At 69.5% G+C, this 15429-nt stretch carries 13 protein-coding genes and 1 pseudogene; 6 read left to right on the forward strand and 8 right to left on the reverse strand.

The window, feature by feature from the left end:
- Positions 1-151: 151 nt before the first annotated feature.
- From ACQF4J_RS44720 to ACQF4J_RS44735, 4 genes are all read left to right on the forward strand, one after another.
- Entirely contained in the window at positions 152-1612 is a 1461-nt protein-coding gene (locus tag ACQF4J_RS44720) for an APC family permease (RefSeq protein ID WP_427168399.1), read from the forward strand.
- A gap of 104 nt (positions 1613-1716) precedes the next feature.
- Positions 1717-3207, forward strand: coding sequence for an aldehyde dehydrogenase (locus ACQF4J_RS44725; protein ID WP_351803275.1), 1491 nt, complete (start codon positions 1717-1719; stop codon positions 3205-3207).
- The gene (locus ACQF4J_RS44730) at positions 3204-3929 is read left to right on the forward strand and encodes a gamma-glutamyl-gamma-aminobutyrate hydrolase family protein (RefSeq protein WP_351571698.1); all 726 of its coding nucleotides are present in this window, start codon (positions 3204-3206) and stop codon (positions 3927-3929) included. Before ACQF4J_RS44725 ends, ACQF4J_RS44730 begins: the two co-directional genes overlap by 4 nt.
- A 16-nt stretch (positions 3930-3945) precedes the next feature.
- Positions 3946-4881, forward strand: a complete 936-nt coding sequence (locus ACQF4J_RS44735; protein ID WP_427168400.1) for a hypothetical protein — start codon at positions 3946-3948, stop codon at positions 4879-4881.
- A 24-nt stretch (positions 4882-4905) separates the two neighbouring features.
- Here ACQF4J_RS44735 and ACQF4J_RS44740 read toward each other — a convergent pair whose 3' ends face one another.
- Complete coding sequence (locus ACQF4J_RS44740) at positions 4906-5478, reverse strand: MarR family winged helix-turn-helix transcriptional regulator (protein ID WP_351571692.1); 573 nt, start codon at positions 5476-5478, stop codon at positions 4906-4908.
- Positions 5479-5605: 127 nt separating this feature from the next.
- Positions 5606-6427, reverse strand: a complete 822-nt coding sequence (locus ACQF4J_RS44745) for a GntR family transcriptional regulator (RefSeq protein ID WP_427168401.1) — start codon at positions 6425-6427, stop codon at positions 5606-5608.
- A gap of 353 nt (positions 6428-6780) precedes the next feature.
- Between ACQF4J_RS44745 and ACQF4J_RS44750 the strand changes: the two genes are divergently transcribed.
- Positions 6781-8232 carry a cellulose binding domain-containing protein gene (locus tag ACQF4J_RS44750; protein WP_427168402.1) on the forward strand — a complete coding sequence of 484 codons (1452 nt, stop codon included), beginning with the start codon at positions 6781-6783 and terminating at the stop codon, positions 8230-8232.
- A gap of 105 nt (positions 8233-8337) precedes the next feature.
- Here the strand turns inward: ACQF4J_RS44750 and ACQF4J_RS44755 are convergent, their stop codons facing one another.
- The 4 genes and pseudogenes from ACQF4J_RS44755 to ACQF4J_RS44770 all read right to left on the reverse strand — a co-directional run bounded on the left by ACQF4J_RS44755 (position 8338) and on the right by ACQF4J_RS44770 (position 12488).
- Entirely contained in the window at positions 8338-8883 is a 546-nt protein-coding gene (locus ACQF4J_RS44755; protein ID WP_427168403.1) for an MFS transporter, read from the reverse strand.
- A 373-nt stretch (positions 8884-9256) separates the two neighbouring features.
- Positions 9257-9412 (reverse strand): annotated as a pseudogene (locus ACQF4J_RS44760) (PQQ-binding-like beta-propeller repeat protein); the annotation flags it as partial.
- Positions 9372-11408 carry a WD40 repeat domain-containing protein gene (locus ACQF4J_RS44765; RefSeq protein WP_427168404.1) on the reverse strand — a complete coding sequence of 679 codons (2037 nt, stop codon included), beginning with the start codon at positions 11406-11408 and terminating at the stop codon, positions 9372-9374. The gene ACQF4J_RS44765 and the pseudogene ACQF4J_RS44760, both read right to left, overlap by 41 nt.
- A 477-nt stretch (positions 11409-11885) precedes the next feature.
- Positions 11886-12488 (reverse strand): TetR/AcrR family transcriptional regulator, encoded by a 603-nt coding sequence (locus tag ACQF4J_RS44770; RefSeq protein WP_351571679.1) that lies wholly within the window; start codon positions 12486-12488, stop codon positions 11886-11888.
- Positions 12489-12698: 210 nt separating this feature from the next.
- On the opposite strand from ACQF4J_RS44770, the gene ACQF4J_RS44775 reads away from it, so the two are divergent.
- Positions 12699-13370 (forward strand): SDR family oxidoreductase, encoded by a 672-nt coding sequence (locus tag ACQF4J_RS44775; RefSeq protein WP_351803281.1) that lies wholly within the window; start codon positions 12699-12701, stop codon positions 13368-13370.
- A gap of 294 nt (positions 13371-13664) precedes the next feature.
- Here the strand turns inward: ACQF4J_RS44775 and ACQF4J_RS44780 are convergent, their stop codons facing one another.
- The gene (locus tag ACQF4J_RS44780; RefSeq protein WP_427168405.1) at positions 13665-14474 is read right to left on the reverse strand and encodes a hypothetical protein; all 810 of its coding nucleotides are present in this window, start codon (positions 14472-14474) and stop codon (positions 13665-13667) included.
- A 33-nt stretch (positions 14475-14507) separates the two neighbouring features.
- Complete coding sequence (locus tag ACQF4J_RS44785) at positions 14508-15374, reverse strand: alpha/beta fold hydrolase (protein WP_351571670.1); 867 nt, start codon at positions 15372-15374, stop codon at positions 14508-14510.
- Positions 15375-15429 lie beyond the last annotated feature (55 nt).

The raw sequence follows: 15429 nt of genomic DNA on the forward strand, positions 1-15429 counted from the left end.
TGCCGGCCCTCACTGGTCACGGCGCTGTAAGAATTCGGCGAGCGGCGGGATTCCCTGCTCCCACCCCCTTGTCAAACGGATAGTTCGGCCCCAGGATGAGGCAACTCGTTTGGCCTGAAACGATCCTCCCCCTCTCTGGCAGGTGATCCGAGTGGACAGTCAGACGGCCTCCGCGGAGCGGACCGTACGGGACGCCCCCACTTCAGCCGCACTCAAGCCCAACGCCCTGGGCGTCCTGGGCATCCTCTTCTTCGTTCTGTCCGGCCAGGCCCCGCTGACCGGAATCGCCGGCGCTGCCCCGATCTCGATCGCCATCGGCAACGGATCCGGCACACCGGCCGCATATGTGGTGGCCGGGGCCGTCATCCTCCTCTTCTCCGTGGGATTCGTCGCCATGGGGCGGCACGTCGTCGACGCCGGCGCCTTCTACACGTACATCGGCGCGGGCCTCGGCCGGACGGCCGGCGCGGGCAGCGCGAGCGTCGCCCTGTTCGCGTACTGCGTCATCCAGGCGGCGATGTACGGCCTGTACGGCTCGATCGTCAGCGGCCTCGTCGCCGCCCACACCGGGATCCACCTGGGGTGGTGGGTGTACGCCCTGGTCACGATGGCGGTCGTCCAGGCACTGGGTGCCGCCGGCATCGAGATGGGCGCCAAGATCCTCGCCGTCTTCGTCCTCGCCGAGTTCAGCATCCTGCTGGTCTTCGCCCTCGTCACCCTGTTCAAGGGCGGCGGCCCCGAAGGACTCGGCGCGGCCGACAGCTTCTCCACGTCGGCGGCGCTCCAGGGCGCCCCCGGAGTCGCCGTGATGTTCGCCGTGGCGTCGATGTTCGGCTTCGAGGCCACCGCCATCTACGGCGAAGAGGCCAGGGAACCGAAGAAGACCGTGCCGCGGGCCACCTACCTGTCGGTGGTCGTGGTCACCGGCTTCTTCGCGCTCACCTCCTGGATGCTCATCTCCGCATACGGCGCCTCACACGCGCCCGGCGCGGCGGGCAAGGCGCTGGCCGCCGGGGACTCCGCCGGCTTCGTCTTCGCCCCCATCGCGGACCAGTTCGGCGGCTGGGTCAACGACGTCCTGCCGGTCCTGCTGGCCACCTCCCTGTTCGCCGGCATCCTCACCTTCCACAACTCCGCCAACCGCTACCTGTTCTCCCTCAGCCGTGACGGGCAGCTTCCCGCGGGCCTGTGCCGCCTCAACCCCCGGCACTCTCCCTGGATCGCCGGCTGTGTCCAGACCCTGATCGCCGCCGTCCTGGTCGTGCCGTTCGCGCTGGCCGACAAGGACCCGGTGCTGACCCTGTTCTCCTGGTTCAGCGGTCTGGCCGTCCTGGCGATGATGCTGCTCTACCTACTGACCTCGGTGTCGGTCGTGGTGTACTTCCGCCGCCGGCGCACGGACTCCCGGACCTGGAACACCCTCGTCGCGCCGGTGCTGGGCGCACTCGGCCTCGCGGGCGCGATCTGGCTCATCCTCGCCAACTTCACCATCCTCATCGGCGGCGAGACGAGCACGGCCGTGTGGCTGGTTCTCACCGTGCCCGTCGTCATGGCGCTCGGCGTGCTCAACGAGCGGATACGCCGGCGACGCGCCGCACCCCTGACGCATTGACCCTCCTCTCCTCGGCGCGCGCCCGTACCTCGGACGGGCGCGCGCCCGCGGGAGTGCCCTCTTCTCTTTCGTAAGCGCTTCAACGACGTGGTCTGGAGGACCGCATGACCCCCGCCACCCACGACGACTGGCTGCACCGCGCCAAGAACTTCGCCCCGCACACCGCCCATCTGATCGACGGCGCCGACGAGTTCGGGGGCGGCAGCACGTTCCCCGTCGTCTCGCCCCGCGACGGGCAGGTCCTGGCCGAGGTGGCCGACGCCGGCGCCGCCGAGGTGGACGCGGCCGTCGCCTCCGCACGCCGGGCCTTCGACCACGGCCCCTGGCCGCGCCTGGCCCCCGCCGAACGCGGACGGATCCTGATCCGCCTCGCCGATCTCCTGGAGGAGCACCGGAGCGAACTGGCGCTCACCGTCAGCCTGGAGATGGGCAAACCGATCACGGACGCCCACGACATCGAGCTGCGTGCCGTGATCAACACCTTCCGCTGGTACGGCCAGCTCGCCGACAAGCTCACCGACGAGTCCCCGCACACCGCGCCGGACGCGCTCGCCCTGGTCACCCGGGAACCCGCCGGAGTCGTGGGCGCGGTCGTCCCCTGGAACTTCCCTCTGACGCTCGCCGGTTGGAAGATCGCCCCGGCCCTCGCCGCCGGCTGCACGGTCGTGCTCAAGCCCTCGGAGAACTCACCGCTCTCGGCGCTCCTGCTCGGCCGACTCGCCCTCGAGGCAGGGCTGCCGCCGGGTGCGCTCAATGTCATCGCCGGGGACGGCCCGGTGGCGGGCCGCGCCCTCGGGCTCCACCCCGACGTGGACGTCCTGGCCTTCACAGGTTCCACCGCCGTCGGCCGCCACTTCCTGCGCTACGCCGCCGACTCCAACCTCAAGCGGGTCTGGCTGGAACTGGGTGGCAAATCCCCGAACATCGTCCTGCCCGACGCCCCCGACCTGGGGAAGGCCGCCGCCACCGCGGCCTGGGGCATCTTCTTCAACCAGGGCGAGATGTGCACCGCGCCCTCCCGGCTGCTGGTGCACTCGTCCATCGCCGAAGAGGTCACCGAGGCAGTTGTGGCGCGCGCCCGCGCACTGCGCGTCGGCGACCCCCTCGACCCCGCCACCGAGATGGGCGCCCTGGTCGGCCGGGACCACCTCGACCGCGTGCTCGGCCACGTCCGCACCGCGGTCGACGACGGCGCCCGGTTGCGCACCGGCGGCGCGCGGACCCTCACCGAGACCGGAGGCGTCTACCTCGAACCGACCGTCTTCGACCAGGTCGACCCGGCCGGCCGGCTGGCCCGCGAGGAGATCTTCGGACCCGTGCTGTCCGTCCTCACCTTCGACGACCTCGACGAGGCGGTGGCCCTCGCCAACACCACCGAGTACGGCCTCGCCGCCGGCCTGTGGACATCCGACCTGTCCACCGCCCACCGCGTCTCCCGTGCCCTCAAGGCCGGCACGGTCTGGGTCAACTGCTACGAGGAGGGCGACCTGACCGTCCCCTTCGGCGGCATGAAGCAGTCCGGCAACGGACGCGACAAGTCCGCCCACGCCCTGGAGAAGTACACCGAAGTGAAGACCACCTGGATCCAGCTGTGACCCTCCGCCCGCTGATCGCGATCCCCGCCCGCTTCTCCGCCACCACCTCCGCCCTGCGCTACGCCGCCGAGGTCAACGCCCGTGCCCTGATCGAGGCCGTCTGGCGGGCCGGCGGCGAACCCGCCACCCTCCACCCGCACGCACCCGGAGGCACCGCCGACCCCGCCGAGGTCGCCACCCGGCTCGCCCGCTTCGACGGCCTGCTGCTGCCGGGCGGCGGCGACATCGCCCCCCACCGCTACGGAGCGGCCGACTCGCACGAGGCCGTCTACGACGTCGACGACGAGCAGGACGCCTTCGACCTCGAGGTGGCCCGGCAGGCCCTCGCGAGCGGTCTTCCGACGCTGGCCGTCTGCCGCGGCATGCAGGTGGTCAACACGGTCCTCGGGGGCACCCTGCACCAGGACATGGGCGGTCCCGAGCGCGAACACCGGCACGTCCGGCACCCTGTCTCCTTCGCCCCCGGCTCCACCCTGACGAGGATCACCGGTGCCGACAAGGCCGAGGCGTCCTGCTACCACCACCAGCACGTGGACCGGCTCGGCGAGGGACTGACCGTCACCGCCCGCGCGGCTGACGGCACCGTCGAAGCCGTCGAACTCTCCCACGGCCGGGACTGGTTCGTCGGCGTGCAGTGGCACCCCGAGGACACCGCGCACGAGGACCCCGCCCAGCAGCGTCTCTTCGACGCGCTGGTGCACGCCGCGCACGCGACACGCTGAGACGAGGCCGCTGCTGATGGCGCTCTTTGGCCGCCGTACCGCCGAAGCCCCGCGTCTGGCGCCGGAACTCGACGATGTGGCGCTCGGCCGTGTGCTGCGCGCCCTCGCCGGCGCACCCGGCGCGGGACGCCAGGACATCTTGGTCGCCCAGGCCGAGCGGCTGCTGCGAGAGGCGAACGGCGACTGGGACCGACGCGGCCACCGGGTCACGGTACTGGCCGGAGCCGCGCCCTCCCTCGCCCGGCGCTGGCGTCTGAAACATCCGCGCAGCGCCGACGCCCTTGTGCTGCACGCCTGGGCCGACGTACTCACGGCGCGTCTCACCGGCCGGCTCGACGACGCGGCCGCCACACGGGACACGTGCCGGCGTGCCGCAGAGGCGGCCCCCGCCGACCCCACGCCATGGGTGGCCCTGCTCGCGGCCCTGTGCGTCGAGGGACGTACGAGCGCCGAACTGACGCCCGTCTGGAAGGAGATCGCCGCCCGCGACCCCTGGAACCGCGAGGCCTACCTGACGATCTTCGTCCACCTGTCGCCGGACGGGCAGGGCAGCCAGGCGGCGCGAAGGGACTTCCTCGACGACGTCGTCACGGTCATGCCACCCCAGATGCCGCCCGCCTGCCTGCCGCTCACGGCAGCCGTCGACCAATACCACCGCGAGCTGGCCGGAAGCGGACTGAGCGCACTGGTCGCCGCCCGGTACTGGGAACAGCCTCAGAACACGCGCCTCCTGGACCGGACCACGGCCCACTGGCTCCGGGCCGGGCACCTGCGCCACGCGGCCCGCGTCGCCGACCTCAACCTGCTCGCCTACGCCCTCGCGAAGGCAGGCCGGACAGCAGAGGCCCGACTGGCTTTCGACGCCACGGAGAACCTGGTGTGCCCGTGGCCCTGGCAGGTCGACGGCGACCCGGTGGAACGCTACGTCCACTGGCGAGGGAGGTGCGGCTGACGGGCGGGCCCGGGAACGGCTCGGTCAGCCCCGGGACCGACGTCCGCTGCGGCGGGGCGCGGGTTCCTCGCCGTTCAGCAGAGCCCGGCGCCTGTCCTCGCCCTGCTCCTCGACCTGCAGCACGACTCGGCGCAGCCCGTCGGCGAGGCTGAGGCATTCCTCGTCGGTCAGCCGGGAGGTGACGAACGCCTCTTCCTCGTTGAACGCCGGGAAGACCCGGAGCATGAACTCCTCGCCCTCCTCGGTGAGGGACAGCAGGACCAGCCGCCCGTCCGTGGGATGGGCGGACCGACGCAGCAGCCCGCGTGATTCGAGCGTGCGGGAGACGCCGGTGAGCGTCCCCTTCGAGATGCCCGCCTCCTCGGCGACGTGCCGCGTCTCCGACTCCCCCCAGACCCACACCACCCACAGCACGACGAACGCGGTCCAGGTCAGGTCCGAGCCGCGCAGCACGGAGTTCTCCAGGTGGTGCCGCACAGTGGAGGCGGCTCGATAGATGTTGGCCACGGCCAGCATCTGCTCGCGCCGCACGGGAACGCCTCCCAGCTTGGCCTCCGCGAGCTTTTCCGCTTCGGTGATGGATCGCTGGCCGGGCAAGCGTGCTCCCTGAGTCTCCTCGGCGGGACCGGAGGGCCTGCGGTCCGTCCGGTCGTTCGGAACAGATTGTACGGGCGGGACCGAGGCCGGTATCCGTCTGGAGGACGGCTCCCACGTTGGCGTGCCTTCAGCGCAGGGTGGGCGGGGCGACTTCCCAGCGGGTGTCTGTGGCGGGTTCCATGCCCGGGGCGAGGCCCGTCGCGGGCGCCTGTCCACCCGTGGGCGAGGAGTTGAGTGTGAGGCGGGAGACGATGCGGTAGCGGTCACCGCGGTAGATGGAGTGGACGTATTCCACGGGCCGTCCGGTGTCGTCGGTGGTGAGCCGTTCGAAGAGCAGGGCGGGCGAGAGGTGCGGAACCTCGAGGAGGCGCGCCTCGGCCTGGCTGACGACCGTGGGCTCGATGCTTTGCACGGCATCGCTGACCTGGACGTGGTGGCGCTGGCGCAGGTGCTCGTACAGCTCGCCCGCCTCGAGCTCCTGTGTGGTGAGGGCGGGCACCACGTCCGCGCGGATATGGAGGTGCTCGATCGCCATAGGCGCGCCGTCGACGAGTCGCAGCCGGGCTGCGTAGACGATGTCCGCGGCGGGGGAGAGGCTGAGCTTGCGGCCTACGCGGGCGCCGGCGGCGATGGTGGTGAACTCCAGCAGGCGGCTGGACCAGGTGCCCGATGCCTGAGGGAGCGTCATGCCCTGGGATTCGGAGACGAGTTCCTGGGTGATCTTCTCGGGTGCGACGAACATCCCACGCCCGTGTTCCCGCACCAGCAGTCCCGCAGCGACGAGTTCGTCGACAGCCGCGCGCAGGGTTGGCCGCGACACGTTCAGCTCGGCGCACAACGACCGTTCGGAAGGAATTGCGTCTCCTGGGCGGCGTGCCTCGATGAGCTGCAGGATGTGATCGCGAACGCGCTCCCGCTTGAGGACCGCCCCCGACGCGCCAGCTTTCATCGTGCCGCTCCCGCTTCAGCCGTACCCGTAACGTACCTGACCAGTTGCCTCGGTCTTGACCACTGGCCAGGAGCTGGTCAACCGGAGTGTAGTCCGATCAGGCGGTGCCGTGCGGTGGGCCACCGGTGATTACCCCTCAAATTCGTTACTCCCGCCAGGGGTTGACGCTTCGATTGGTCTATGCCACCTTCATCGCCAGTAAGAGGTCACCTATCCAGTTACTCCACTGGTCAAGTCTCTTTCGGTGCCTTCGCGGAGCGATCTTCATGGGGGTGATCTCCCTCGGCGTCCTTTGCCGGCATGCCTGAGCCGCACCGACCAACCGAACGGCAGATTTCTCCGGAAGGAGCACCATGGAACCCCCCACCACCCCCACCATCACGTCCGCTCCCCATAGACGGCGCGTCGCCGTGGCGGCCGCCGTCGCCATGGCCACCGCAGCGGGCGGTCTGGCCGCCCTCACCGGCACGGCCACGGCCGCCGGCGAACCCGTGACCGTCCAGTACCGCACCAGCGCCCCGGGCGCCACGGCCGACCAGGTCGAGCCCTGGATCAAGGTCAAGAACACCGGCTCCGTCGCCGTCCAGCTCTCCGGCCTGAAGGTGCGTTACTACTTCAAGGCCGACGCAGGAAGCCCCAGTTACCGCTTCGCCTGCTCGTGGGCGGTGAAGGGCTGCGCCAACATCACCGGCACCTTCGGCACGCTCGCGCACCCGACGGCTTCCGCCGACCGCTACCTCGACATCGGCTTCACCTCGGGGGCCGGTGTCCTCGCCCCGGGCGAGGACACCGGAGACATGCAACTGCGGTTCTACCGAGCCGACTGGCAGACCCTGAACCAGAGCGACGACTACTCCTTCGGAGCCTCCCAGACGTCGTACGCGAACTGGCCGAAGATCACAGCCCAGTTGGCGGGGAGCAGCGTATGGGGCATCGCCCCCGAGGGCAACGACCCGACCGACCCGCCCACGGACCCGCCCACCGACCCCCCGACCGGCGGGCAGAGCCTGTTCGACGACTTCAACTACACGACCTCCAGCGATCCGAGGATCTCCGCGAACGGCTGGAACGTCCGCTCCAACTTTGGCGGCCCCGGAGTGCCGGGCGCCACCTGGGCCCCGGAGAACGTCACCTTCTCCAGCACCGGCGGCAACTCCGTGATGAACCTGCGGACCTCGACCTCGGGCACCGGGGAGAGCACCAAGCAGACCGAAGTGCTCACCAAGGCGATGAAGTTCAAGAACGGCACCTATGCCGCTCGGGTGCGCTTCGCCGACGCGCCGGTCTCCGGACCCGACGGCGACCACCTCGTCCAGACGTTCTTCACCATCAACGACCTCAAGGCCCCGATGTCCGACGACTACTCGGAGTACGACTTCGAGTACCTCCCCAACGGCGGCTGGGGCGAGTCCTCCGACATCCTCTACACGACGTCCTGGGAGACCTACAACCCCGACCCCTGGCAGGCGGTCAACCAGCACACCGAGTCCCGACAGAGCTACGCCGGCTGGCACGACCTGCTGCTGACCATCGACAACTCCACCATCAAGTACTACATCGACGGCCAGCTCTTCGGCACCCATGACGCCGCCTACCTGCCCGAGCGCGGCATGTCGATCAACTTCAACCAGTGGCTGATCGACTTCGGCGGCCTGAGCAGCACCACGGCCCGTTCCTACGACGAACAGGTCGACTACGTCCTCCACGTCAAGGACCAGGTTCTGACCCCGGCACAGGTCACGGCCAAGATCAACGCCTATCGCACGGGAGGTACCAACTTCGAGGACACCGTCCCCGCAAGCTGAAATGCGGCAGCGGATGTCACGCCTGGGGAGCGGTCGGGCTCCTCGGTGACCTGGGAGGTGAGGGCTTGTGCGGCACGGTTGTCAGAAGCCGTGCCGCACAAGCGGTCAACGGCTGCCGACTGTCATCTCCTGCCCGTGGGTGCGGTCGGACTCGGTGCGCAGGACGCGGGCGCCCACGGCGGTGGTCACGCACAACAGGGTCAACAGCACGAAGGCGTGGCCGAGGGTGACGAGATGGGTCAGCCAGCCGATCACTGCGGGGCCCGCGAGCATGCCGACGTCGCCGAGTCCGGCGACGCGGGAGACGTTGGCACCGGCGGCCGAGGGATCAGCGTGCCCGGCCGCGCTGAACAGTTGAGGGACGCATCCGGACAGGCCCAGGCCGAACAGCGCCCAGCCGCTGAACACGGCCCACACGCTCGGGCCGAGGGCCACGAGGGTGATGCCGATCGCGGCCATGGTCGCGCCGTGGCGAAGGATCGCCACGGAACCGAACCGCATGACCAAGCGGTCGGCGAGCAGACGGCCGACGGTCATGGCCGCGGCAAAGGCGCCGTAAGCGAAGGCCGCCAAGCCGGCGGACGCACCCAGGACGTCCTTCAGGTGCACGGCGCTCCAGTCGTTGGCGGCGCCCTCGCACAGCATGACCATCAGGGCCAGGACGGCCAGCAGCCAGACCCGGCCCGTGCTTCCGCTGCGCTCGACGATCGGGGGCGTCGCGGTCTCCTCCGAGGGGCCGGGCCCCTCGATGACGGAAACGCCGGGCAGCAGGGCCCGTGGCAGACAACGGCATCATCGTGCGGACCGTCTGACAGACATCACTTGCCCCAGGCCGGCCGAGATCAACATCGGCTGGGTGGTCAGTGCGGGATGCTGACGCTCGGACGATGACCCGCAAGGAGGTCAGGAGCGCCGCGATGCTCTGAACGCTCATGAGCAGCTTGGCGCGGGCGGACAGCGGCATGGTGTCGGTGGGGCTGAAGGCGGTGGAGTTGGTCACGGACACGTAAAAGTCGTCGTCGCTGCCGACGTACACAGTTCCGTCCACCACCACGGGCGTGGCATGCACTTCCCCGACGGTCTCCAGGCGCCAGCGTTCCTCCGCGCGACGGGTGGGACGGGGGAGTGGCCGACGGCGTTCACTGCCGGGTGAGCGGGAGGCTGAGGACTCCGCGGCCATGTCCGACGATCAGGTGCGCACCCGCGGTGGCCAGGCATGTGAGCGACACGTCCAAGGCTATGTGCTGCAGCGCCCCGGTCTGTGGTTCCCACACCCGCAGCCGGCGACCGTGACGGGTGCCAATGACCAGGACCGTGCGGCCGCCGTGCGGGGTGGCGGCGGTGATGAGCGGCGAGCCGGCCGTGCCTGTGGAACTGGGCAGAGCATCGCCGACCGGGTCACCGGTGGAAAGATCCCACAGCATGACGACACCAAGGTCGTCCGCCGTGGCCAGCAGGGTTCGGTCGGGTGTCCGGACAGCCTCCACGGCCGCCGCCCGGTGGTCGGCATCGGCGAGGGCGCGTGCGCTCAGTTGCACGGCCGCGCCGCGGTCCCAGGGGTCGTCGACGGCTGGATCCCAGACGTGAACGCGGCCCGCGGTGTCCGAGGCGGTGATCAGCGTGTGGTGGGCGGAGATCGGGACGGCGGTGAGGGACCGGATCGGACTGCCGTAGGGGTTGAGGCGCCTGACGCACTCACCGCTGTCCGGTTCCCACATCCGGACAGCGCCCTTGGGGGTGGCGGTGACGAGCAGGGTGCGGCCGTCGGGGACGACGGCGGTGCACATCGCGGTCACCCCGCCGGGCCAGTCGCCTGCAGGTTCGCGCACCGGCTGCCCGGTGAGGGGGTTCCACACGGCGATCGTCCCGCTGTCGCCTCCGCTTGCCACGAGGACGCGGCCGTCGGGGAGGGGCAGGGTGGTCATCGATCGGACGGCGTCAGGATGTCCTGGCAGCGGGTCGTGGACGAGGCGGCCGTCGGTCACGTCCCACAGACACACCACGCCCTTGTCTCCGGCGCCGGCCACGAGGGTCGGCCCGCGGAAGGGGTGGGAGATCACCGCCAGGGCGTCGATACTCCCAGGCGAATCGGGCACGGATTGGGAGAACACCCTTATACGGCCCCAGGGTGTGCCGTCGGCCGCGACCACGGCGCTGTCTTCCTGCCGCAGCCGGGTCGCCGCTCGGCTGGGTTGTCCGGCCACCGCTGATTCCCTCCCGGCAGCCGACCCGTCAAAGTCCGTACCTGCCCCGGCCGGACGGGGTTGAGGCAGCGCACCGTCCGGGCTCTCCACCAGGCCGTCCGCGATCGTCCACGTCCGTTCACAGTCCCAGCACCGGAAGTGCCCGGTGAGCGACATCAGTCGGCTGGCCAGTTCCCCTGCCGCCTGCTGCGGGGTACCTCTCACGGCGACCAGCCCGGCGACCAGGCACAGCACAGCCTGTCCTGGTGTTTCGGGGGGCACCCCCCTGACCGCGACGTCGCGCGCCACCCGCAGGAAGGCCTCCCACCTTTCCCCCAGCTCCTCCGCCCGCAATACCGTGGCGGCCTCACTCCAGGGATGCCCTTCCTCCCGGACGGGGGCGGGCTCGGGCAGCAGCGGAGCCTCGCAGGGCAAACGCGCCGGGTCCGTGAAGAAGTCGGGGATCTCCGTGTCGCTTTCGCAAGCGGGACACGACAACAGCAGGTCGCTTTCCTGGTCATCCGGGAGCTGCCACAGCACCTCGCCCATGGGGTGGCCGGCCAAGGCCACGCAAGCAAGGGCGAGTTGGGCACAAACCTGCCCGGGCGCACCAGCGGCGAGAAGGCTTCGGATGGCCGCCCGCTCGGCCAGCCGCAGTGCGGCGCCGAACCCCTCCTCAAGATCGGCCGGGACGGGGGGCCGGTAGTCGGCGCTCACCATGAAGCCGAGGTCCACCCAGAAGTCCACGGTCTGCCCAGGAGGAAGGACCGCTGCCGCCTCGACGACATACGGGAGGGCCGCGTAGGCCCCGTCGGCGAGGACCCCGTCGTCCATCAGGCCGCCGGACACATCCGTCCAGCTCCGCCGCCACGCATCGCCGCCCCCGGTGGCAGCCGCGGTGGCCAACTGCTCCAGGAGTACCTGCATCTCCTCGACCTTCACGCCGTCAAGACCCCGCCAACGAGGGCTGTCCAAGGGCAGCTTCGCAATCATGCAAGGAGTCTTGCAGGCGCCACTGACAATCAGCGGGTGCCTTGGTATCCGGCAGTCTTCGGTTATGCGCTGTTGAGCTGTCCACGGACTATCGCCCAGCGTCATGTCGATCACCGGTTGGCGAGCGCATTTCAACCGTCGAGACCTGGCGTGGCCGCGGGAAATGACCCCGTTCATGCGGGAGTTCAGCTCCGTGTTCGCCTATCTCGGTGAGGGGTTGGACGATCTGGGGGGTGCCCCAGGGGCAGCCCTTCCTGATCAGTCCGGCGGGCGGGTACGACGTGGCGTTGAACCGGTATTTCTCGGTGTGGCTGGCGTCTTCGCCGTGGAACACCCAGGCCGCCCATGCCCGGGACCTGCGCACGTACTTCGACTTCCTGTGGTTCGTGCGAGGCAGGCGGGACTGGCGTGATGCGTCCATGGACGACCGGGCGGAGTTCGAGTGCGAGTGGTGGCGGCGTCGTGATGAGCCGCGCTTCAGCGAGGCAGCAGGACGTCAACCTGCCCCCGGATGTCCTGCACGATCTCCTCGACGCTCAAGGCGATGTTCACGCTCGCCGCCATGCTGAGGAACATCACGGCGGACACGATGTGTGCCAGCGTCGCGGCGTCGCCCTCTGCGACCCGCTCGTCTCGGCGCAGCACGGCGGCGATGGCCTCCTCGGCCTGCGCGACGATGGCGAGTGCTTCGCTGTGCCGGGGCTCCTCGGGGTCACCGAAGGCCATCTCTCGCAGGTAGGTGCGTCCGTTGTCGATCTGGGTGCGGTTGCACTCCACGATCGGCCGGACGATCGCCAGCACCGCGTCCAGCACGCCTGGGACGGTCTCGGCGTCCGCCCGGCCCTGCTCGAGCGCTTCGGCGTACTTGGCGTTCTGCACAAGCAGGAGGAGTTCGCCCTTGGTCTTGGCATAAAGGAACAAGGTCCCGGTGCCGATGTCGGCCTTGTCCGCGATCTGCTGGGTCGTGACCTCATCGACGCCGTGCTCGGCGAACAGCTCACTGGCGGCAGCGACAATGCGGTCGAGCTTTTCCTGCTTGTTCCGCTCGCGCCGTCCGATCGACTGGGAGGCGACAGACATGGGCGGTGTCCTCCAGGAGTAAATTCTGACTGCACTCGGTTGTGATGGCAGTCATTACCGCGTGGGCTCCAATGTGGCTCCGCTCATTCTTCCATGGCCGGGCGAGGAGTCATTGCTCCATCCGTGCATCGCCGCGCACTTCACCTCCCCTTGGAAAGAAGGAATCAATACCCTCTCTCGACGGATCTGTCGTCCTTGTCACCGGCGCCAATGGCGGCATCGGCACCCAACTTCGTCCACGACGCCCTGGCACGGGGCGCCGCCAAGGTGTACGCCACCGCCCGTTCCCCCCGCGCCTGGGACGATGAACGCATCGTCCCCCTGACCCTTGACGTCACCGACCGCGCGTCGATCGCCGCGGCCGTCGGCGCCGCGGCGGATGTCACCGTGCTCGTCAACAACGCGGGCGCCATCCCGCCGAGCGCGAGCCTGCTGGACGTCACCGAGGCGGACATCCGGGCGAACATGGAGACGAACTTCTTCGGGCCGGTCTTCCTCGCCCGCGCCTTCGCACCGGTCCTCGCCGCCAAGAAGGGGTCGATCCTCATCGACGTGCACTCCGTTGCCAGCTGGTATGCCTTCGGCGGCGCCTACAGCGCGTCCAAGGCCGCACTGTGGTCGGCCACCAACTCGCTGCGCATCGAGTTCGCACCCATGGGCGTCCACGTGACGGGTGTGCACATGGGCTACGTCGACACCGATATGGCCGCGCACGCCGACGGACCCAAGATGCTGCCGACGCAGCTGGTGACGACGGTCTACGACGCCGTCGAGGCCGGAGAATACGAGGTCCTGGCCGACGAGTTGACCCAGAGGGTCAAGGCGGCTCTGAGCGGCCCGGTCGAGGCGCTTTACCCGGACCTGCACAGCACGGACGCCTGAGCTTGTTCTTCGGTCCCGACGTGATCTCTTCACGTTGGGACCCCGTGATCCATGGCGTTCGAACAGTTGGCCGGCCGGTGTCGAGAAGGGATGCACCGTCGCGGCCGTCGAGCGGCGGATGACATCGGCGGTCGATCCGGCAGCAGCCTGATCAGCAGCGGGGCACCACCGTGGGGACAGACCATCGCGGCTGTCGGGCCACGGGCTCGGGCGGTGCCAGGCATCGCGAGGTCGGCTCGGTCGGTCTCGGTGAAGTCTTGGTCAGGCCATGCTCGGCGCGCACTCGTCCGCGCATCATCCGGTGTAGTTCGTCCACTGCCAGGGCACTTCCCCCGCCGCCACTCGCAGCGGTGTCGGCGGGTACAGGCTGCGCCACTGGGTGGTGAGTCCTGGCCAATCGGCCCGTGCCCGGAGAGGGCGCCGACGCGTTCGAATTCGCCCGCGATGCTGGTACGCCGGTCGACCACGGTGCCGAAGACGTCGGAAATCAGGTGGGCCCCGCGGCGAAAGAGGACGGGCGCGGTGTCCGCTGCGTTCGCTCCAGGGCAGGAACGTCTGCGTGCGCAGTTCCGTCAGCACTCCGGTGCCGGCGAGCGCGGGTGCGAGCTGCTCGTTGACGAACTTCCGGAAGGCGCCGGCGCCGACCCCGTCTCTGCGGCGCAGGTAGATCAGAGCGCGGGCACCGATCGTCTGTCCGGGGCCTGCGACGTCGTACCAGCGGGATGAGCGCGGTGGGCCGGCGTAGAGCAGGGTGCGGCGGAACACGTTGATCTCGTCGGCGTAGGCCAGCTTCGTCTGCTTGCGCCCTTTCAGAGGTGCAAGCGCCGTTTGGAAGGTGACTTCCGCGACGCCGTCGATCTTCCGGTCGGCGGGGATCGCGGTCTGGATCCCGTCGGTGGCCGGCCACCGGCCCGGGTTGTGCTCGGCGAGGTGGAGCTGCCGGTACTCCTCCAGGCCCGGGGTGGCGGCGATGATCCCTGAGTGCGGGCCCTTCCAGTGGTCCATGCCGGTCTGGCGGGGCTGGTCGGTGCGCACCCACAGCAGGATCGAGGAGGACAGAGGCTTCTTCACTTCCAGGGGTACGCCGGCCGGTGACGTGCTCATGGTGTTGCCCTTCTCTTCCTGGTCAGGCGTTGGTCATCGGGCCAGGAACTCGACCGCTACGGGGGCGAACTCCTGGTGGTACTGGAAGATGCCGCCGTGCCCGGAGTCGGGGTAGATGATCACCTCGCTGTCCTTGATGCGCCGGTGCAGATCCTCCGACAGGACCGACGGCACCATGCGGTCGTTGTCGCCGTTGGCGATCAGGGTGGGCTGCGTGATCGACGACAGGTCGTCGGGGGCGGAGCGCCCCCACTTCTTGATCGCCTTCAGCTGTGTCTGGAACGCCTTGACCTTGATCTCCGCGTCGCGGTCGACAGCGCGCTCCTTGAGCCGGTTGACGAACGCGCGCCCGGCGGCCTTGCCGGTGGCGTTGCGGTTGAAGAACAGGAACTCCTTGGGATCCGAGCGGGTCAAGGTGGCGCGCAGGATGTCCCAGTAGGTGGTTCGGGCGACCTTGTCGATGTCCTTGCCGCCCTTGGGCCCGGTGCCGGTGAGGACCAGCTTGCGGACGAGTTCGGGGTGCTTCACCACCAAGGCCTGGGCGACCATGCCGCCGAGGGAGAAGGAGAATACGTCGATCTTGTCGTACCCGAGCGCCTTGATGAAGGTGTAGGCGTCGTCGGCCATCGCCTCGACACTGTCCGGCACCTGGCCGGTGGACGCCCCGACACCGCGGTTGTCGAAGGCGATGACGTGACGGCCCTTCGCGACGGGGTCGATGATGCGGGGGTCCCAGTTGTCCAGGGTCGCGGCGAGGTGGACGAAGAAGACGACGGGGATACCGCCCTTCGGGCCCAGCTCGCGGTAGGCGTAGGTGACGCCACCGGTACTGACGGTGCGGGCCGGGGCCTTCGCGTAGGAGGTGATGACGGCTTCGTTCGGGGTGTTGGTGCTGCTCATGACGGATTCTCCTTGCGTGTTCTGTGTCGCTGTGTGTTTCGTGTCGCCCGTCGCG

The sequence above is a fragment of the Streptomyces sp. C1-1 genome (genome assembly GCF_050214755.1).
Lineage (GTDB): Bacteria > Actinomycetota > Actinomycetes > Streptomycetales > Streptomycetaceae > Streptomyces.

What these genes read in the sequence shown, in the direction of transcription:
- ACQF4J_RS44725 (WP_351803275.1), top strand. Translation starts at nt 1,717, where the DNA reads ATGACCCCCGCCACCCACGACGACTGGCTGCACCGCGCCAAGAACTTC.
- ACQF4J_RS44735 (WP_427168400.1), top strand. Translation starts at nt 3,946, where the DNA reads ATGGCGCTCTTTGGCCGCCGTACCGCCGAAGCCCCGCGTCTGGCGCCG.
- ACQF4J_RS44745 (WP_427168401.1), bottom strand. Translation starts at nt 6,427, where the DNA reads ATGAAAGCTGGCGCGTCGGGGGCGGTCCTCAAGCGGGAGCGCGTTCGC.
- ACQF4J_RS44750 (WP_427168402.1), top strand. Translation starts at nt 6,781, where the DNA reads ATGGAACCCCCCACCACCCCCACCATCACGTCCGCTCCCCATAGACGG.
- ACQF4J_RS44755 (WP_427168403.1), bottom strand. Translation starts at nt 8,883, where the DNA reads ATGGTCATGCTGTGCGAGGGCGCCGCCAACGACTGGAGCGCCGTGCAC.
- ACQF4J_RS44765 (WP_427168404.1), bottom strand. Translation starts at nt 11,408, where the DNA reads ATGATTGCGAAGCTGCCCTTGGACAGCCCTCGTTGGCGGGGTCTTGAC.
- ACQF4J_RS44770 (WP_351571679.1), bottom strand. Translation starts at nt 12,488, where the DNA reads ATGTCTGTCGCCTCCCAGTCGATCGGACGGCGCGAGCGGAACAAGCAG.
- ACQF4J_RS44775 (WP_351803281.1), top strand. Translation starts at nt 12,699, where the DNA reads ATGGCGGCATCGGCACCCAACTTCGTCCACGACGCCCTGGCACGGGGC.
- ACQF4J_RS44780 (WP_427168405.1), bottom strand. Translation starts at nt 14,474, where the DNA reads ATGAGCACGTCACCGGCCGGCGTACCCCTGGAAGTGAAGAAGCCTCTG.
- ACQF4J_RS44785 (WP_351571670.1), bottom strand. Translation starts at nt 15,374, where the DNA reads ATGAGCAGCACCAACACCCCGAACGAAGCCGTCATCACCTCCTACGCG.